This is a genomic window from Microbispora hainanensis, from assembly GCF_006874475.1.
Taxonomy (GTDB): domain Bacteria; phylum Actinomycetota; class Actinomycetes; order Streptosporangiales; family Streptosporangiaceae; genus Microbispora; species Microbispora hainanensis.
Genome location: NZ_VIRM01000040.1, coordinates 61133 through 79929 on the forward strand (window position 1 = coordinate 61133; position 18797 = coordinate 79929).

At 71.5% G+C, this 18797-nt stretch carries 16 protein-coding genes; 11 read left to right on the top strand and 5 right to left on the bottom strand.

What is annotated here, in order from left to right; translation table 11 throughout:
* Positions 1-186: 186 nt before the first annotated feature.
* Both FLX08_RS27465 and FLX08_RS27470 read left to right on the top strand, forming a co-directional pair.
* Positions 187-3054: a glycosyltransferase family 2 protein gene (locus FLX08_RS27465; protein WP_142622845.1), complete on the top strand. Its 2868-nt coding sequence runs from the start codon at positions 187-189 to the stop codon at positions 3052-3054.
* Positions 3051-4508: a DUF5719 family protein gene (locus tag FLX08_RS27470; RefSeq protein ID WP_142622847.1), complete on the top strand. Its 1458-nt coding sequence runs from the start codon at positions 3051-3053 to the stop codon at positions 4506-4508. Before FLX08_RS27465 ends, FLX08_RS27470 begins: the two co-directional genes overlap by 4 nt.
* A 4-nt stretch (positions 4509-4512) precedes the next feature.
* On the opposite strand, the gene FLX08_RS27475 is transcribed toward FLX08_RS27470, so the two are convergent.
* Positions 4513-4980, bottom strand: coding sequence for a metallopeptidase family protein (locus FLX08_RS27475; RefSeq protein WP_244312918.1), 468 nt, complete (start codon positions 4978-4980; stop codon positions 4513-4515).
* A gap of 166 nt (positions 4981-5146) precedes the next feature.
* Here FLX08_RS27475 and FLX08_RS27480 point away from each other — a divergent pair, with 166 nt between their 5' ends.
* The 7 genes from FLX08_RS27480 to FLX08_RS27510 all read left to right on the top strand — a co-directional run bounded on the left by FLX08_RS27480 (position 5147) and on the right by FLX08_RS27510 (position 11410).
* Complete coding sequence (locus FLX08_RS27480) at positions 5147-5512, top strand: DUF3499 domain-containing protein (RefSeq protein ID WP_142622849.1); 366 nt, start codon at positions 5147-5149, stop codon at positions 5510-5512.
* A gap of 71 nt (positions 5513-5583) precedes the next feature.
* Entirely contained in the window at positions 5584-6939 is a 1356-nt protein-coding gene (locus FLX08_RS27485; RefSeq protein ID WP_142622851.1) for a phosphomannomutase/phosphoglucomutase, read from the top strand.
* 4 nt (positions 6940-6943) lie between these two features.
* Positions 6944-7117, top strand: coding sequence for a Trm112 family protein (locus FLX08_RS27490; protein ID WP_076432865.1), 174 nt, complete (start codon positions 6944-6946; stop codon positions 7115-7117).
* Complete coding sequence (locus FLX08_RS27495; RefSeq protein WP_142622853.1) at positions 7114-8268, top strand: SIS domain-containing protein; 1155 nt, start codon at positions 7114-7116, stop codon at positions 8266-8268. The genes FLX08_RS27490 and FLX08_RS27495 overlap by 4 nt, the downstream gene beginning before the upstream one ends.
* 34 nt (positions 8269-8302) lie before the next feature.
* Positions 8303-9244 (top strand): cation diffusion facilitator family transporter, encoded by a 942-nt coding sequence (locus tag FLX08_RS27500; RefSeq protein WP_142622855.1) that lies wholly within the window; start codon positions 8303-8305, stop codon positions 9242-9244.
* A gap of 145 nt (positions 9245-9389) precedes the next feature.
* Positions 9390-9968 carry a DUF6230 family protein gene (locus tag FLX08_RS27505; protein WP_244312919.1) on the top strand — a complete coding sequence of 193 codons (579 nt, stop codon included), beginning with the start codon at positions 9390-9392 and terminating at the stop codon, positions 9966-9968.
* A gap of 11 nt (positions 9969-9979) precedes the next feature.
* Complete coding sequence (locus tag FLX08_RS27510) at positions 9980-11410, top strand: DUF6114 domain-containing protein (RefSeq protein ID WP_142622859.1); 1431 nt, start codon at positions 9980-9982, stop codon at positions 11408-11410.
* A gap of 60 nt (positions 11411-11470) precedes the next feature.
* On the opposite strand, the gene FLX08_RS27515 is transcribed toward FLX08_RS27510, so the two are convergent.
* Complete coding sequence (locus tag FLX08_RS27515) at positions 11471-11803, bottom strand: MerR family transcriptional regulator (protein WP_142622861.1); 333 nt, start codon at positions 11801-11803, stop codon at positions 11471-11473.
* A gap of 167 nt (positions 11804-11970) precedes the next feature.
* Here FLX08_RS27515 and ahcY point away from each other — a divergent pair, with 167 nt between their 5' ends.
* A complete protein-coding gene (gene ahcY / locus FLX08_RS27520; protein WP_142622863.1) occupies positions 11971-13398 on the top strand; it encodes an adenosylhomocysteinase in 1428 nt (475 codons plus the stop codon).
* Positions 13399-13459: 61 nt separating this feature from the next.
* Positions 13460-14716, top strand: a complete 1257-nt coding sequence (locus FLX08_RS27525) for an adenosylhomocysteinase (RefSeq protein ID WP_142622865.1) — start codon at positions 13460-13462, stop codon at positions 14714-14716.
* 233 nt (positions 14717-14949) lie between these two features.
* On the opposite strand, the gene FLX08_RS27530 is transcribed toward FLX08_RS27525, so the two are convergent.
* The 3 genes from FLX08_RS27530 to FLX08_RS27540 form a co-directional block, all read right to left on the bottom strand.
* Entirely contained in the window at positions 14950-17466 is a 2517-nt protein-coding gene (locus FLX08_RS27530; RefSeq protein ID WP_142622867.1) for an HNH endonuclease, read from the bottom strand.
* A 107-nt stretch (positions 17467-17573) separates the two neighbouring features.
* Positions 17574-18005, bottom strand: coding sequence for a nuclear transport factor 2 family protein (locus FLX08_RS27535; protein ID WP_142622869.1), 432 nt, complete (start codon positions 18003-18005; stop codon positions 17574-17576).
* A gap of 97 nt (positions 18006-18102) precedes the next feature.
* Positions 18103-18797 (bottom strand): DUF305 domain-containing protein (locus tag FLX08_RS27540; protein WP_341874353.1); only part of this gene is annotated, 695 nt, incomplete at its 5' end.

The window sequence follows — 18797 nt, forward strand, 5'->3', positions numbered from 1 at the left end:
CGTCCCTGACACAGACGTGGGCGGGGCCGTGCGTTCGACGCGCGGCCCCGCACTCATGTCCGCGCCCATATCCGGGGTCCTGTCCGGGTTGCAGCTGACATCCTGTTTCGCCTGGATGTGATCGGGTGAGTCCGGGTTGCCGTATCGTGGTCGGCGCTCAGCCGTACGACCCCCCTAGGACTCGACGTGCACTCGGTGACCGCGATCGTCGTCGCTCACGACGGCGCCCGCTGGCTCAAGGAGACGCTGGCGGCGGTGCTGCGCCAGACCCGGCCTCTCGACCGTGTCGTCGGCGTCGACAACGGCAGCCGTGACGGCAGCGGGAAGCTGCTGACCGAGGCGTTCGGGCCGGGCAACGTGCTGACCCTGCCCAGGTCCACCGGGTTCGGCGAGGCCGTCCACGAGGTGTTGCGGCGGCTGCCGCCCGCGCCCGCCCAGGAATGGGTCTGGCTGCTCCACGACGACTGCGCGCCCGACCCGCACGCGCTGCAGGCCCTGCTGTGGGCCGCCGAGCAGGATCCCAAGGCCGCCATCCTCGGCCCCAAGCTGCGCGACTGGCTCGACCGGCGGGTGCTGCTGGAGATGGGCGTGACCGTCAGCAGGTCGGGACGGCGCGACACCGGCCTGGAGCCCAGGGAGTACGACCAGGGCCAGCACGACGGGATCGCCGACGTCCTGTCGGTCTCCACGGCGGGCATGCTCATCCGCAGGGACGTCTGGGACGAGCTGTCCGGCCTCGACCCCGCGCTGCCGCTGTTCCGCGACGACCTCGACCTGTGCTGGCGGGCCCGTACGGCCGGGCACCGCGTGCTCAACGTGAGCGACGCGGTGGCCTGGCACGCCGAGGCGTCGGCGCGGCGGCGGCGCAGGATCGCCTCCAGCGAGCAGCACCCGCGCAGGCTCGACCGGCGCAACGGCCTGTTCGTCCTGATGGCCAACGTGCCGTTCGGCGCGCTCGTGCGGGCGCTGCTGCGCAACGTCATCGGGTCGACGCTGCGGGCCCTGCTGTTCCTGCTGGCCAAGCAGCCGGCCAACGCCCTCGACGAACTGGCCGCGCTCGGCTCGGTCATCGGCCATCCCTGGCGCCTGCTACGCGCCCGCAAGGCCAGGAAGAAGGGCAGAAAACAGGGCTGGCCCGCGATCCGCCGCAAACTCACCCCGCCGGGCGCCGCGCTGCGGCGGCTGGCCGACATGGTGCAGGGCTTCCTCGCCGGAGCCGGTCCGGTCGACTCGGCGGGCCGCCACCACGCCGCCGCGGACCCCGGCCAGGAGGACGACGGCGACGAGCTGCTGACCGACTCGGGCGGCGTCCAGCGCATGTTGAGCAGCCCCGGCGTGGTGCTTTTCCTGATCCTCGCGGTGATCACACTGGCGGCCGAAAGGACGCTGCTGCCCGCCCTCCTGTCCTCCGACGGGCACCTGGGCGGCGGCGCCCTGGTGCCGGTCACCGGGAGCGCGTCCGACCTGTGGCGGCTCTACATCGAAGACCACCACGCCGCCGGGCTCGGCTCGCAGACCTGGGCCCCGCCGTACGTCGCCGTGCTGGCCGGGCTGTCGGCGGTCGCGCTGGGCAAGACGTGGCTGGCCGTGGCCGTGGTGCTGCTCGGCTGCGTGCCGCTGGCCGGGCTCTCGGCGTACGCCGCGACCAAGCGGATGATCTCGTACACGCCCGCGCGGGTCTGGCTGGCCGCCACCTACGCCCTGCTGCCGGTCACGACGGGCGTGATCGCCGGCGGGCGGCTCGGCACCGCGATCGTCATCGTGCTGCTGCCCGCCTACGCGGCGCTCGCCACGCGGGTGATCGCCGGATCGCGCCGGGCCGCCTGGGGCTTCGGCCTGCTCCTGGCCGTGGGCACGGCCTTCGTCCCGCTCGTGTACGTGCTGGTGGCCATACTCGGCGGGCTCGCCGCGGTGTCCTTCGGCGGCATCCGCAGGGGCGTCAGGCGGTCGCTCGTGATCGGCCTCGGCACCCCGGTCGTGCTGCTGCTCCCGTGGCTGGTGCAGATCGCCAGGGAACCGGGACGGATCCTGCTCGAATCCGGCCTGCACGACGCCCGCCTCATCGACCCCCGCCTCGGCGCCGACCACCTGCTCATGCTGAGCCCAGGCGGGCCGGGGGTGCCGCCCGTGTGGGCGACGGCGGGCCTCATCGCGGTCGCGCTGGCCGCGCTGCTGCTGCGGCGGCACCAGATGGTCGTCGCCATCGGCTGGGGCGTCATGCTCTTCGGGCTGCTGGTGGCGATCGTGGTCAGCCGGGTCGGCGGCGCGGCGTGGCCGGGGGTGCCGCTGGCCTTCGCGGCGACCGGCCTGCTGGTGGCCGCCGCGCACCAGGCGCACCGGATCGCCGAGTTCCGGGCGGCGAGAGGGTTGCGCCGCCTGGGCGCGATGCTGATCGTCGTGGTCGCCTTCGCGACCCCGCTCGCCGCCGCCGCTCTGTGGGTGACCAGAGGCGCGCACGGCCCGCTGCGCGGCGACCTGAGCGACCCGGTGCCGGTGCTCGCCGAGCTTCAGTCGGAGCCCGGCGAGGGCACGCTCCTGCTGCGTCCCAGGGACGGCAGGGTCGGCTACACGCTGATGCGCGGCCGGGGCCCGCTGATCGGCGAGTCCGACCTCGAATCGCCCCGGGACGCGACCGATCGCTTCACGACCGCGGTCGCCGGGCTCGCCTCGGGCCGCGGCAGCACGTACGTCGAGACGCTCGCGTCGTCGGGGGTCCGCTTCGTGACGGTGCCTGGCCGGGTCGACCCCGCCCTGCAACAGGCGCTCGACTCCCAGCCCGCCCTGGTCAGGGTGAGCCTCTCGGAGACGGGCGGCCTGTGGCGCGTGGCCGGTCAGGTGACCGTGCCCGCGCCGCCGGCGACCGCGGGCACCCTGCATCGGGGCTGGTTGTGGGCCCAGGGCGGGCTGCTCGTGCTCGTGCTGATCCTGGCCTCGCCCGGCGCCCGTACGAAGGAGCCGGAGGGCGACCACATCGAGGCGCCCCCCGAGGAGGCCCCGCGGAGCCGCCGCAGGGCGAAGGAAGGCCGGGCCAAGGAAGATCGGGTGCCCGCGTGAGGAGACTGATCGAGAACCGCTTCGGCCTGCTCGCCCTGGTGCTGGTCGCGCTGGGCGCGCTGTATGGCGTCGCTTTCGTCAGCCGGCCCGCGCCGGCCGCGCAGGCGCGTCCGCAGGCCGTCAGGGCGCCGGTGGAGTCGGTGACCGCCGTGTGCCCCGCGCCATCCGGCAGCCGCGTGAGCGTGGTGACCCCGGCCGACCCCGAACGGCCCGAGACCCCCGGAAGCGCCACCCTGTCGCCGATCAAGGCTCCGGCAGGGAAGAGCGGCAAGGGCGGCGACGACGTGATCGACCGGCCGGGTCTGCTGTGGCAGCGCGAGATCGCCGCCGGGGGCGGACCCCTCGTGGTCGACGCCACCGGTTCCATGGCCGCCGGGCTGGAGAGCGCCCAGACCGCCAGGGAGACGTCGGGCACCCAGCGGGGGCTCGCCGGAGTGCGGTGCGTCGAGCCGGGCGCGGAGAGCTGGTTCGTCGGGCCGGGGCCGGCCGCGGCGGAGATGACCCTCTATCTCGCCAACCCCGACGCGGCCCCGGCCAACGTCTCGTTCATGGTCTACTCCGGCGAAGGCCCGGTGCTGAGCGAGCGCGGCAACGGCGTCGTCGTCAAGCCCGGCCAGCACCGCGTGATCAGGCTGCGCGACCTCGCGCCATCCCCGCTGATCATGGCCCTGCAGGTGAGCACCCGCAGCGGCCGGGTGGCCGCCGCGGTCAAGGCCGTGCTGGGCGAGGGCAGGGGCGTCGACTGGCTGCCCGCGGCCGCCGCCCCGGCCACCCGGGTCGTCGTCCCCGGCATTCCCGGCACCGCCGGGCAGCGGGAGCTGTACGTCGCCACGCCGGGGGATCGGGACACGTCCGTGCGGATCAAGGCCGTGCTGAAGGACGGCTCCTACGCGCTGAAGAACAAGGAGACGATCGAGGTGCCGGCCGGATCGGCGTCCTCGCTCGACCTGTCCACGGGGATCGGCGGCCAGCCGGCCGCGCTGGTGCTGGAGTCCGACGTCCCGATCGTGGCGGGCCTGAAGATCACCGGAACGGGCGTGCGGCAGGACGTCGCCTTCACGGCCGGCGCCCCGTCCATCGACCTCGGCAGCGTCGTCGCGGACGGCCGCGCCGAGGGCAAGCAGACCTCCCGGCTGGTGCTGTCGGCGCCCTTCGCGGCGGCCACCGTCGAGGTCCGGCTGGTGCCCACGAAGGGCGCGGCGCCGGACCCGGTCGAGGTGAAGCTGCCCGCCGCCCGCACCAAGGAGCTCAAGCTCACGCCGCCGAAGGGAAGCAAGGGCGGCTTCAGCGTCGTCGTACGGCCGAAGCCGGGCTCCGGTCCCGTGTACGGCGGGCGCGTCCTCGACGAGGGGGCCGGCGACGGCCAGATGGTGACCGCGCAGCCGCTGGCCATGGCCAGGATCTGGGCCCTGGTGCCCCCGACCGTCGACTCCCCGGGCGCCGTGCTTCCGTGAGGGGTCAGTGCCGGTCGTCGTAGCCGGGGTCGATCGTCTCCGGCGTGAGGCCCAGCAGACTGGCCACCTGCTCGACGACCACGTCCAGGACCAGCGTGCCGAGCTGCTCGCGGTCGCGGGCCCGGGCCTCCAGCGGGCGGCGATACAGCACGACGGCGGCGGGTTCGTCCCCCGCGGCCGACTCCGCCCGTCCGAGGGGGATCGGGTCGGAGGACAGCCGCGCCGGCCCGTCCAGGAGCTCCGCGGCGGGCGGCACCTCCTCGACCGCGAACTCGACCGACGCGAGCTGGGTGCCCCACCGGGGCTTGAGCCGGTCGACCGCGTCGAGCACCAGGTCGTCGAACCGCTCGCCGCGCGACTTGGCGATGGGGACGTGCGAGGGCGCGAGGGGTCCGCGCATGCCGCGGCCATGCCGGTCACGCCGGCGCACCCGCCGCACTCGATCCGGCCTGTCGCCGCTCCGATCGCTCACGCAGTCAGCTTAGAGCCCGCCCCGCCGACGCGGTGGGTCCGGCGGCTCGTGTCCGCTTTGCCCAACTACGTCATGTCGACTTCAGAGATCGCGGAATTGTGGCGACACGTTCAATAAGAGCGGCGGGGTGGTGGCAATGTGAACGCGGACCGGATACGGTCCCTCCGTGAGCCCCGTCCGCAGCTGTTCCCGTACCGCCTGCAGGCAGCCTGCCGTCTTCACACTCACGTATGTCTACGCCGACTCGACCGCCGTACTCGGCCCCCTGGCGACGTACGTCGAGCCACATTGTTACGACCTGTGCGCGGAGCATGCGGAACGGCTCACCGCGCCCAGGGGATGGGAGGTCGTGCGCCTTCCGTCCGAGTCCGCCACCCCCAGTGGGGACGACCTGGAGGCCCTGGCGAACGCGGTCCGCGAGGCCGCGCGCCCCGCTCCCGCCGCCGGCGAGCCCGTCGGCCAGGCGGTCGAGGTGGGCCGCCGAGGTCACCTGAGAGTGCTCAAGTCCGCCCAGCCCAACAGGGAGCGCTGACACCCCGCTGCGTGGGCAAGAGGGCGCTATAGGCTCAGGTGCGAAGACTTAACGACTTTTAGGGGCGTGCAGTGGCCGACCTCAGCAGGATCTTCAAGGCGTACGACGTGCGGGGCGTGGTGCCCGACGAGCTCGACGAGGAGATCGCACAGGCCGTCGGGGCGGCCTTCGTCGAGCTGACCGGCGCGTCATCTGTGGTGATGGCGCACGACATGCGCACCTCGTCCGGCCCGCTGGCGGAGGCGTTCGCGCGGGGCGCGACCTCCCGGGGCGCCGACGTGATCAACGCGGGGCTGGGCTCGACCGACATGCTCTACTACGCCAGCGGCAGCCTCGGCCTGCCGGGCGTCATGTTCACCGCGAGCCACAACCCGGCGAAATACAACGGCATGAAGATGTGCCGGGCGGGCGCCGTGCCGGTGGGCACCGACACCGGCCTGCTGCAGATCCGCGACCGCGCGGCCGAACTGCTCGAGACCGAGTTGGGCGGCACGCCGGGCGCGGGCACGGTGACCCGGCGCAACCTGCTGGAGGGCTACGCCGCCCATCTGAAGACGCTGGTCGACCTGTCGGGCATCCGGCCGCTGAAGGTGGTCGTGGACGCCGGCAACGGCATGGGCGGCTACACCGTCCCGGAGGTCTTCAATGGCCTGCCGATCGAGCTGACCCCGCTCTACTTCGAGCTCGACGGCAGCTTCCCCAACCACGAGGCCAACCCGATCGAGCCGGAGAACCTGCGCGACCTGCAGAAGGCGGTCGTCTCGCAGGGCGCGGACATCGGCATCGCCTTCGACGGCGACGCCGACCGCTGCTGGGTCATCGACGAGCGGGGCGAGTCCGTCTCGCCGTCCACGATCACGGCACTGGTCGCGGTGCGGGAGCTGGCCAAGAACCCCGGCGCCACGATCATCCACAACCTGATCACCTCGAAGGGCGTGCCGGAGATCGTCACCGAGCACGGCGGCAAGCCCGTACGCACCCGCGTCGGACACTCGTTCATCAAGGCGGAGATGGCCCGCACCGGTGCCGTCTTCGGCGGGGAGCACTCGGCCCACTACTACTTCCGCGACTTCTGGTACGCCGACTCCGGCATGCTGGCCGCCCTGCACGTGCTCGCCGCGCTGGGCGAGCAGGACCGGCCGCTGTCGGAGGTGCTGTCGCAGTATTCGCGGTATGCCGCGTCCGGGGAGATCAACAGCAGGGTCGACGACCAGGCCGGAGCCCTGGCCCGGGTGCGTGAGACCTTCGCGGGCCGCGAGGGTGTTACCTTCGACGAGCTGGACGGACTCACCGTCAGCGGTCCGGACTGGTGGTTCAACCTGCGTCCGTCCAACACCGAGCCGCTGCTCCGGCTCAACGCGGAGGCAGCCGGCGAGGAGAAGGTCGCCGCAGTCCGAGACGAAGTTCTCGCCGTTGTAAGGAGCTGACGAGTTGAAGATCGACGACTGGCTGCTGGACATCCTCGCCTGCCCGGCGTGCAAGTCCCCGCTCCGCGCAGTCCCGGACGCGGACGAGCTGGCGTGCACCTCCGAGTCGTGCGGGCTGGTCTACCCGGTGCGCGACGACATCCCGGTGCTCCTCGTCGACGAGGCACGCAAGGCATGAGCAGTGCCGGAGGGGCCCGGTTCGAGCCCGACCGGCTCGACGACCAGGCATATCTGGTGGAGGGCGACCCCTCCGGCATGCTCCGTTCCGTGGCGTCGTCGGCCGCCCAGGTGCGGGCGGCCTATCAGTCGGCGGTGGAGAACGGCGTGGCCCGGGTCGGCCGCGACGGCCGCCCCCGCGCGATCGTGGTGGCGGGCATGGGCGTCTCCGCCCTCGTGGGCGACGTGCTGGAGGCGCTCTGCCGATATGGCGCTCCGGTCCCTGTGGTGACGGTGCGCGGCCACCGGCTGCCCGGCTGGGTCGGCGCCGCCGATCTCGTCATCGCCGTCTCCCGCTCCGGCGGGACCGAGGAGACCCTCGCCGTCACCGGCGAGGCCGTACGGCGCGGGTGCGCGCTCGTGGGCGTGGGCGCGCCCGGCACTCCGCTGTCGGCGCTGGTCGAGCGGGCCGGCGGGCCGTACGCGCAGGTGGGCGGGGCGACCGGGGTCGCCGGGCAGCCGAGGGCCACGCTGTGGTCGCTCATGGTGCCGCCGATCCTCGCGGCGGCCTCACTCGGGCTGGTGCCGGCCGGGGAGAGCGAGTTCGAGTCGGTGGCCAAGCGGCTGGAGGACCTGGCCCATCGGTGCCGGCCGTCGAGTGAGGCGTTCATCAACCCCGGCAAGACGCTGGCGATGGAACTGGCCGGGACGCTTCCGGTCATCTGGGGCACCTCGCCGCTGGCCGCGGTGGCGGCCCATGGCCTGGCCGGCCGGCTGAGCGGGGACGCGGGCTATCCGGCGATCTGGGGGGAGCTGCCCGAGGCCGCCCACAACCAGATCACGACGTTCGACGGTCCCCTCGCCGGGCGGGACGTCTTCGCCGACCCGTTCGACGACGAGCCGGGCGGCGGCGCGCGCCTGCGCCTGTTCCTGCTGCGTGACGAGGAGGAGCACCCCCAGGTGACCAGGTCGCGGACGGCCGCCGTACGGCTGGCCGAGGACCGGGGGGTTCCGGTGTCCGAGATCCTGGGGGAGGGCGCGCATCCGCTGGACCGGTTCGCCGCACTGGCCGGACTGTGCGACTACGCGAGTGTCTACCTCGCTCTCGGGTACGGGATCGATCCGGCGTCGGCCGTCGCGGCGAGGGAACTCCAGGCCAGGATTTCCCAATAGGATCGCCTCGGCTGATTGAAATGAGGAGTCCATCGTGAGTGCGGGTGGCGGTACCAAGGCGATCCTTGCGGCGCTCGGCGCCAATCTGGCGATCGCCGTGGCGAAGTTCGTGGCGTTCCTGTTCACCGGATCGTCGTCGATGCTCGCCGAGTCGGTCCACTCGGTGGCCGACTCCGGCAACCAGGCGCTGCTGATGCTCGGCGGCAAGCAGGCTGCCAAGCGGAGCACCCGCAAGCACCCCTTCGGCTACGGCCGGGAGCGCTACTTCTACGCGTTCGTGGTGGCCGTGGTGCTGTTCACGATCGGCGCCCTGTTCTCCCTCTACGAGGGTTGGCACAAGATCGCCGACCCGCAGCCCGTGGAGTCGCCGGTCTGGGCCTTCGCGGTGCTGATCTTCGCGATCGTCGCCGAGGGGTTCTCGTTCCGTACGGCCATCAAGGAGTCGCGCGCTCTCAAGGGCGACCACTCCTGGGTGGCCTTCATCCGCCGGGCGAAGGCTCCCGAGCTTCCGGTGGTGCTGCTGGAGGACTTCGGCGCGCTGCTCGGTCTGGTCTTCGCGTTGTTCGGCGTGACCATGGCCGTGGTCACCGGCAACGGCGTGTGGGACGGCGTGGGCAGCCTCGTGATCGGCGTGCTGCTCGCCGTGATCGCGGTCATCCTGGCCACGGAGACCAAGTCGCTGCTGATCGGCGAGAGCGCGACGCCCGAGGTCGAGGACAAGATCTGCGCCGCGCTGGAGGCCGCGCCCGAGGTCAGCCGGGTCATCCACCTGCGCACCCTGCACCTCGGCCCGGAGGAGCTGCTGGTCGCCGCGAAGATCGCCGTCGAGCACGACGACACCGCCGGTGAGGTGGCTCGCGGCATCGACGAGGCCGAACGGCGCATCCGCGAGGCGGTGCCGATGGCCCGGGTGATCTACCTGGAGCCGGACCTCTATCGGGCGGACGCCGCCTCGGCGCAACGTACCGGCGCATAAAGCCCGTTACGGGCGGTTCGATCTCCTTGCACACCGTGATTGAAATGTGATGCACAGTCACTTCATCACTGGCGGTACCGGTCGGTAACTTTACCCTTACATTACGGCTGGTTGACCCCGGAGGTGACTCGTGATTCAGGGACGCGTGCGGTGGAAACGATTCGCCCTCGTCTTCGTGCCCGCGCTCGCGGTCGCCTCCGTACTGGTCGGTGCGACCGCGGAGGGGGCGATCGGGGCGTCGTTCGTCGTCTCGGGTGACACGTTCAAGGTCTCCGCGGACACGCTGCAGGGCCAGGGCTTCGTGCAGTACGGCAGCACGGTCGAGAACAAGAAGGGCCAGAAGATCCCGGTCGCCGTCTCCGGCATCCGGAAGGCCACCCTGACCAACATGTGCCAGACCGTGCTGGTGAAGTCGCCCGTCGGCGCCGTGACCATCCGGATCACCGCCGGCACGGGCAAGGACCCGGTGACCGCCGAGAACATGATCGTCGACGCCACCCAGATCGAGGGCAACGCGGTCTTCACCAAGCTGGAGGCGGGCCGCGACGCCAGCGCCCTCGACCAGCTTCCGGACGGCCAGGGCGCGCCGGGCATGTTCGGCCAGCAGGCGGCCGGAATCACCATCAAGGACTTCCGGCAGGTCTCCTGGGCGGTCAACGCGGCCACGTTCAAGCTGCCGGGGCTGAAGCTCGCCGTGGAGCCGGGCGAGCACGAGTGCTTCTGATGGAGCGGCCGGTGAAATGGCGGCGGTCGCGGCCGTTCTGGGGCGGCCTGCTGGTGCTCGCGGCCGGTCTGGAGCTGCTGAGCATCCCGTTCGCGACCCAGGCCCTGCCGCTCGTCATCCAGTCGGGCACGGTCGGCGCCACCTATCTGATCGCGCTGGTGCTGATCATCCTGGGCCTGATGGTGTGGCTCCAGCCTCGCCAGCGGGTCTTCCTCGGCGTGGTCGCCGTACTGGTCTCGATCGCGTCGTTCGTCTACGCCAACCTGGGCGGCTTCCTGATCGGCATGCTGCTCGGCCTGGTCGGAGGCGCGCTCGCGGTCGCCTGGACGCCCGCGGAGACCAGCGAGGCCGGCACGGCTCCGACTGCGCCCGCAGCGCCTCCCGTGCTCTCGGACGGGGGCATCACCTTCACCGAGCGGCGGGTGGTCAGCGGCGACGAGCGCCTGGAGGCCGCCCGGCCGCAGCGGCCCGCCGAACCCGCGGACGAGAGCCCGCGCATCCTGGTCGCCCGGGTCAAGCGCGACGCCGATCCCGCCGCTGGTTCCGAGGCCCCCGGCCCTGATGAGGGGCCTGACGACGGCACTGACGGCGGCGCTGGCGGTGGCGCTGGCGGTGGCGCTGACGGCGGCGCTGACGGCGGTGGCGTACGTCCGGACGGCGGCGGGCGCGGAGACACGGGCCCGGGTCCGGGGACCAAGGCGCTGGCCATCGCCGTGCTGCCCGTCATCCTGGCCGGCGGGACGGCACTGGCGCGGGACGACCCGGGAACGGGCGGGCAGAGCGGCTCCCTCCTGCCCGGCGTCGTCCCGAGCGCCGTCCCCAGCGGCCTGTCCGACGCCCTCGGCGGTGTCCTGCCCAGCGCGCTCCCCACGGCTCTGCCGACAAAGCTGCCCACGAAGCTGCCTACGAAGCTGCCCACGGATCTGGAGGGCGCGGTGGGGTCGCTCACCGGCAGGAAGAGCCCATCGCCGTCGCCCGGCGAGGAGGGGGACGACGAGCCGGGGGTCTCCTCCCGATCGGGAGCGGTGCGGGTCGCGACCGAGACGGCCGCCGTCCGCGCGCCCTCGCTGACCATGACCGGCATGAAGTTCACCGGCGTGGTCGAGATGCCCACCGCGACCGGCACCGTCAAGATGCTGCGCTTCACCATGGACAAGGCCGTGCTGGAGCAGCCCCAGCAGACCATGGGGCCGGCGACGCTGACCGGCAGCACGTTCACCTTCGAGGGCAACGTAGTGATCTGCACCACGAAGATGACCGCCAAACTCCTCGGCGTGCCTCAGGAGTTCACGGCGGAGCACCCGAACCTGCTGGTCAAGGCGCTCAAACTGGTGCCGTCCCTGAACGTCCCGCTGACGATGACCGACATCGTCAGCGAGCAGCCGTACGTCACGGCCGACTCCCTGCGGGCCGACGACCTGCGCCTCGTGGTCGGCGCCTGATCCCCGCGCGCCTGATCCCCGCGCGCCTGATTCCCGGGCACCGGATCTCGGGTGCCTGACTCACCGGTGCCGGAGCAGCCGCAGGGCCTTCTCCTTCTCGAAGTCCAGCGCCCGGCGCGGCGCCTGGATGCGCCCGATGCGCACGCCGAGATCCCGTACGGCCTGGGCCACCGCGGGTTCGGACAGCGCCCGGAGCGCGAAGGCCAGCTCGGCCGGTGAGACGTCGAACCGCCGCTCCAGCTCCATCGCCTGGCGCACCGCCTCCAGCTCGTCGGGCCCGAAGCGCCGATGGGCGCCCCTGTCCCGTACGGGCGGCAGCAGGCCGAGAGCCTCCCGGTAGCGCAACATCCGGGGGGACATGCCGAGCCGCTTGGCCGCCTCGGTGATGCGCATCGTGCCTCCGGTCCCCGTTCCTGGGTCCACGCTAGACAGTCCCGTGGGCGTCCGGAACCCGTCAGCGACGGAATCTCACATTCTTGTGTCAGGTTCGCGGCCTCGCGTATGCGTTCCTGCGTTCGCGACGCCTAAACTCGCAACGACGGACAACGGAGGAGACACTCATGGACTTCAAGGTCGCCGACCTTTCGCTTGCGGAATTCGGCCGCAAAGAGATCCGCCTCGCGGAGCACGAGATGCCGGGCCTCATGGCGACCCGCAAGGAGTACGCCGCGGCGCAGCCGCTGCGCGGCGCGAAGATCATGGGCTCGCTGCACATGACGATCCAGACCGCCGTGCTGATCGAGACGCTGGTCGCGCTCGGCGCCGACGTCCGCTGGGTGAGCTGCAACATCTTCTCCACACAGGACCACGCCGCCGCCGCGGTCGTCGTCGGCCCGAACGGCACGGTCGACAACCCCTCCGGTGTCCCGGTCTTCGCCTGGAAGGGCGAGACGCTGGAGGAGTACTGGTGGTGCACCGAGCAGGCCCTCCGCTGGCCCGACGGCTCCGGCCCCAACATGATCCTGGACGACGGCGGCGACGCGACGCTGCTCGTGCACAAGGGCGTCGAGTTCGAGAAGGCCGGCGCCGTACCGGTCGCCGGCGAGGACGACCCCGAGGAGTGGGCGGTCATCCTCGACACGCTCCGCCGCACGGTCTCCGAGGACAAGTGGTGGACCCGGGTCGCCGAGGGCATCAAGGGCGTCACCGAGGAGACCACGACCGGTGTGCACCGCCTCTACGAGATGCACAAGTCGGGCACGCTCCTCTTCCCGGCGATCAACGTCAACGACTCGGTGACCAAGTCGAAGTTCGACAACAAGTACGGCTGCCGCCACTCCGTGATCGACGGCCTCAACCGCGCCACCGACGTGCTGATCGGCGGCAAGGTCGCCGTGGTCTGCGGCTACGGCGACGTGGGCAAGGGCTGCGCCGACGCGCTGCGCGGCCAGGGCGCCCGGGTCATCGTCACCGAGATCGACCCGATCTGCGCGCTCCAGGCCGCCATGGACGGCTTCCAGGTCACCACCCTGGAGGAGGTCGTCGGCATCGCGGACATCTTCGTCACCTGCACCGGCAACTACGGCATCATCAGCGCCGAGCACATGTCGCAGATGAAGCACCAGGCGATCGTGTCCAACATCGGCCACTTCGACAACGAGATCGACATGGCCGGCCTGGGCCGCATCCCGGGCATCAAGAAGGTCAACATCAAGCCGCAGGTCGACGAGTGGGTGTTCCCCGACGGGCACTCGATCATCGTGCTCGCCGAGGGCCGCCTGATGAACCTCGGCTGCGCCACCGGCCACCCGTCGTTCGTCATGTCGAACTCGTTCACCAACCAGGTCATCGCCCAGATCGAGCTGTTCACGAAGACCGACGAATACCCGACCGGCGTCTACGTGCTGCCCAAGCACCTCGACGAGAAGGTCGCCCGCCTCCACCTCGACGCGCTCGGCGTGAAGCTGACCACGCTCAGCAAGAAGCAGGCGGAGTACATCGGCGTCGACGTCGAGGGCCCGTACAAGCCGGACCACTACCGCTACTGATCGCGACTCGCACGACGGGGGCGCGGGCCCGGTCCGCGCCCCTCGTCAGGAGGCAGACGGCGTGATTCAGCCGGACATCACGGCGGACATCGCGGAGGCCGGAGAGCGGCGCATCGAGTGGGCGGCCCGCTCGATGCCGGTCCTCCAGGCGGTCGGCGCCGGGTTCGGCGCCGACCGGCCGCTCGACGGCCTGCGCATCGCCGCCTGCATGCATGTGACCGCCGAGACGGCGGTGCTCCTCGGGGCGCTGCGGGAGGGCGGCGCCCATATCGCCCTCGCCGCGTCCAACCCGCTGTCCACCCAGGACGACGTGGCCGAGGCGCTGAGAACGTACGGCATCGCCGTGCACGCCCGCGCCGGGGTGGACAAGGCGACCTACTACCGGCACATCCACCAGGCGCTCGACATCGCGCCCCACGTCGTGCTCGACGACGGATGCGACCTCGTCAACACCCTGCACACCGAGCGGGTCGAGCTCCTCGACGGTGTGGTCGGCGGTTGCGAGGCGACGACGACCGGGATCATCCGGCTGCGTCAGATGGCCTCGGAGAACGCGCTCCGCTTCCCGATGGTCGCCGTGAACGACACGCGGACCAAGCGGATGTTCGACAACCGCTACGGCACCGGCCAGTCGACGCTCGACGGCATCATGCGGGCCACGAACGTCCTGCTCGCGGGCCGCACCGTGGTCGTGGCGGGCTTCGGCTTCTGCGGCCGGGGCGTCGCGGAGCGGGCCAAGGGCCTCGGCGCGCGGGTCGTCGTCACCGAGATCGATCCGGTCAAGGCCCTCGACGCCGCCCTGCAGGGCTACGACGTACGGCCGATGAGCCTGGCCGCCGAGACCGGCGACGTGTTCGTGACCGTCACCGGCAACCGCGACGTCATCCGCGCCGAGCACCTGGCCGTCATGAAAGACGGTGCGATCCTCGCGAACGCCGGCCACTTCGACGTCGAGATCGACGTACGGGCGCTGGAGGAGATGGCGCGCGAGGTGCGCTTCGGGATCCGGCCCAACACCGACGAGTACGTCCTGGAGGACGGCCGCAGGCTGCTGCTGCTCGCCGAGGGGCGCCTGGTCAACCTCACCGCCGCCGAGGGGCACCCGGCCGCGGTGATGGACATGTCGTTCTCCGCCCATGCGCTCGCCGTCGCCTGGCTGGTCCGCGAGTCGGCCCGGCTGTCGCCCGGCGTCTACGACGTCCCGGCCGACATCGACGCCGAGGTGGCCCGCCTGAAGCTCGCCGCGGCAGGGATCGCGATCGACGCGCTCACCGGCGAGCAGGAGGAGTATCTCCGCTCCTGGCGCTTCGGCTCCTAGGCAGCCGTCAGCCCGAGTTCCCCACTGCCGCAGCCGCCCGGGCCTGCCTGCGCGGTACCCCCTGTGCGTCGCCCCCCTGTGCGTCGCCCCCCTGTGCGTCGCCACCTGTGCGTCGCCACCTGTGCGCGTCGCCACCTGTGCGCGTCGCCTCTGTGCCTCCCGCCTCACTCCCGCAGCCGCCCGGGCCTGCCTGTGCGGTGCCCCCTGTGTGTCGCCCCTCCTCGCTCCCCGCCTCATTCCCGTAGTCGTCGGGCTCTTCCGAGGCGGTGGTAGGTGAAGGCCCAGCGGTCGGTGCCTTCTTTGCGGCGGGTGTAGCGCTCGGGGTGCTGGTAGCGGTCGCGGTTGTGGAACTGGCAGGCCGGGCCCAGCAGCTTCAGGTCCGTCAGCCCGCCGGTGCTCCAGTTGTCGGCGTGGTCGATCTGGCACATGGTCGCGGGCAGGGGGCAGCCGTCGATCCAGCAGGTGGCGTACCGGGCGTAGATGGCCCGTCGTTGGGCGGGGGTGGCGAGGCGGACCTTGCGGCCCATGTCCAGCACTTGCCCCTCGGCATTCATGACGATCCGCACCAATGTGCTGGTGCGGGCGAGGCGGTGCACGCTGGAGACGGGCAGCACCTGCCCGGTCGCCAGCAACAACCCCGGCACCATCCCCAACGACGCCCCCAACACTGGTCCTAGTGACGCCCCCAGGCCCGTCCCCGGCGGCGCCCCGGGCGGCGTGCCTGCCGACGCTCCCGGAGCTGCTCCCGGTGACGCACCCTGCGAGGCTCCTTGCGCCGCCCGGCGCGTCCCTCGCCCGGCTCCTGGTGTTCCGGTCGCGCAGGCGCATCGCGCCTCGCCGTCGCACCGGCACGTGCCCTGGCCATGCCGGCAGTGCCTCGCAGGCCGAGGCCCGGCGTGTGTGTGACGTGGGGAGGCCTCGTCGGGGGGAGGATCCGGCCGCGCCACCTCCGAACATGCCGCCTGCGAAGACGCCGCCTCCGAGTGCGCTGCCTGCGATGGCGGTGCGTCCGAAGCCGTCGCGCCCGAAGATGCTGTGTCTGAAGGGGCCGTGCCCGAAGGTGCTGTGTGCGAATGCCCGCCGCCGTCAGCAGGCCATGCCGACGCGCCCTGTGTGGCGTGCGGTGCTCCGGACTGGGCCGCATCGCGGTCGCCGTCTCCGTCCTTGGCGGGCGCGCTCTCGTTGCACTCGGCAGAGCTGGTGTTCACGGTCTCGTCGCCCTCAGCGTCGTCGGCCTCGGCAAAGGCGGTGCTTGCGGTGTCGCGCGGCTCGCACTCGCCGGGCCGCCGCTCACCGGCCCCATGCTCATCGACCCCGTAGCCGCGAGACTCCTCCTCGCGAAGTCCGGCCGCAGCGTTGCCGGAACCGGTAGCAGGGTCGGTGGCCGAGTCAGCTTCGGCTTTGCGCACGTCACCGAGGCAGGTCTCTGCGGTATCGCAAGCGTCGTCGGCGCTTCCGGCACCGGCGTCCACAGCGTCGTCGGCATCGGCATCGCTAGCCGCACCGGCGTCTGCCCCGGCCTCGCTGGGGTCGTCGGTGGGGTCGTCGGTGGCGGGGTCGGTGGTTTCGTCGGCTGGGTCGGTGTCTTCGGGGTCGGTGGGGAGGGATTCGGCGCTGACCACGACAAGCAGCTCGGTGACGATCTCCTGCTCCAGCGCGGCGATCAGGGCGTCGGCCTGACGCTCCGTCAGCGTGCGGTCATCGCCGTCGGCCTTCTTCTTGGCGTATTCCTGCAGCAATGTCATCAGCCGGGCGCCGGGCTCACGCGGCAGGTAGAACTCCCCCTCCACGCCGCCGCCCTTACCGGGGCGAACCCGCAGGAAGCGCCGCCCGTAATCGGCCTGCTCGTCGCGTTCTTCGCCGTCGGGGTCGAGCACCGCCCGCAAATGGCGGCCGGCTTTGGCCACCTCCGCCGCCCCGGCCTTGCCGGCCAGCTCCACCAGGATCGGCTCCGCCAAGCCGGCCTGCTCGTCGGTCAGTCCGGCGACGGCGGCGCAGATGGCCTCCACCACCCCCGCCGCCAACTGTCCCGCAGCGAACTTCTCCCACACCTGGGGTAGGCGCGGCAACTCCGCCCCCAGGGTGAGCAGGCGGCCCGCACCCCCCACCGTCATCCCACCAGCGGTGCGCAACCAACTGCGGGTGGAGGCATGCCCGTGCTGCTTGGCCTGCCCTGCACGATGGACCCGGCCCACGCGGTCGGCCAGCGCACAGGTGATCCGGTCACGGGCGAACAGTAACTCCTCCGCCTCGGCCAGACAGGTGTCCACGTCCTCGGGAAGCGGGACCAGCGCCAGCTCTTGGGCCACCTCACGAACAGACCCGACCACCACCCACGACGACCGCACACGGCCGCGACCACGGCCACCCGCATCGGAGGCATCACCACGGGCGGCACCCACGTCAGAGTCATCCGCGCCAGGGGCAGCCCCACGCGTGGCATCCGCGCTGTCGGCCTCTGTGCCGTCGGCATGTCCGCCAGTGGTATCCCCGCCAGCGCCGTCCAGGTCGGCGACATTCGCACCGGCGGCATCCGTGCCCGAGGCGTCCGTGCCCGAGCTGGATGTGCTCGCGGCATCGGGCGCGCCGGTGGGCTGCGGGGGCTCGAAGCCGATGACTGGGAAGGGCTCGCGGGCGGACGAGCCGTCGGACGACCACAGTGGCGAATAGGCGACCAGACGGTCCCACCAACCGTCGTCAGGATTATTCGAACGACGAAGGCGCTCAGAATCAGTGTCGAACATATCCATCGCACCTCCACTCGTGATTTCGAAAGCGTGTGCCAATTGTGTCACGCCAGAAAAGCGGGAAGCAAGTTCGCTGGGCGATTTCCTGGGGCCCCAGAAAAAAGGGCCCTTTATGGGCTGATTTGGGTGCTGAGAGCGCGCGCAACAGTAAGGCTGTCTTCGTAAATGTGATATCGGGTGACGAGTCCGTCTTCCACGGTCAGGTGCAGCGCGAAAGGCGAAGTGTAGGCGGTGCCCCCGGCCCGGACCGTTTGCACGATCTCTCCGAGGACGACGGCGTGGGCCCCGTCGACCAGGATCCGCGTGACCGACGTGCCATTGAGCTCGGGCACATGGTGGGCCTCCAGAGACCGGAAGTGGTCCGCCACCTCGGCACGGCTGGAGCGCGGCCGGATCCAGGGAACCGCCGGATGCCCCTCGGCGGGCCAGGAGAGCAGCCAGTCGACAGGCTCGGCGAACAGCGCCGCCGTACGGTCGTGATCGCCCTCCGTCATCCGGCGCAGCAGCTCTTCCACGACGTCATAGGTGTTGTCAGCGCTCATGTCACGACTCTTGTGCACCTGCATGCGACGCGGCGATTACCGGAGAGGTAATGCGATCAGTGAGGTGGAGCACTGTGCAGGTCAGGCGCTGTGCAGGTCAGGCGCCCTGCATTTCACGCATCCGCCGGATCTCGGCGGTCTGTTCGGCGATCACGTCAGTGGCCCACTGCTCGACGGTGAGGTGCGAACCCTCGGTGAGTGCCGTGGTGGCCATCGTGATCGCGCCCTCGTGATGGGCGACCATCATCTGGAGGAACAGGCTGTCGAATGTGGCGCCGGAGGCCGCCCTGAGCGCCTTCATCTGCTCCGGGGTGGCCATGCCCGGCATGTCGTGGTGATCGGCGTGATGGTCGGGCCGGGGGAGGTGTTCCCGGTCGAGCCAGGATGTCATGACGCGGATCTCCGGCTCCTGCACATCATGGATGCGGGCCGCGAGCGCCTTCAGCTTGGTCGAGGAGGCGTGTGAGGGAGCCAGGGCCGCCATGTCCAGCGCCTGCCGGTGATGGACGATCATGTCCTGGACATACCGCACGTCGGCCGCGTTGACGGTGGGGGAGGGGACGGCGGTGGCGGCCTCGGCGGGGCTGAGGGTCCTGGCCTCCTCGCCGGGCCGGCCGGGCGCGATCACGGGAGCGGTCGAGACGGCAGCGCTCTCGCGGACGTCCTCCGCGCAGGAGCTGAGGAAGCAGGCGCAGAGGAGGAACGCGACACCGGCCACAAGGACGCGCCCGAGCCGCGCCCTGCCGTTGCGCGCAAAGCGCTCCCTGTCGTCCCGTGCGAAGCGCTCGCTGT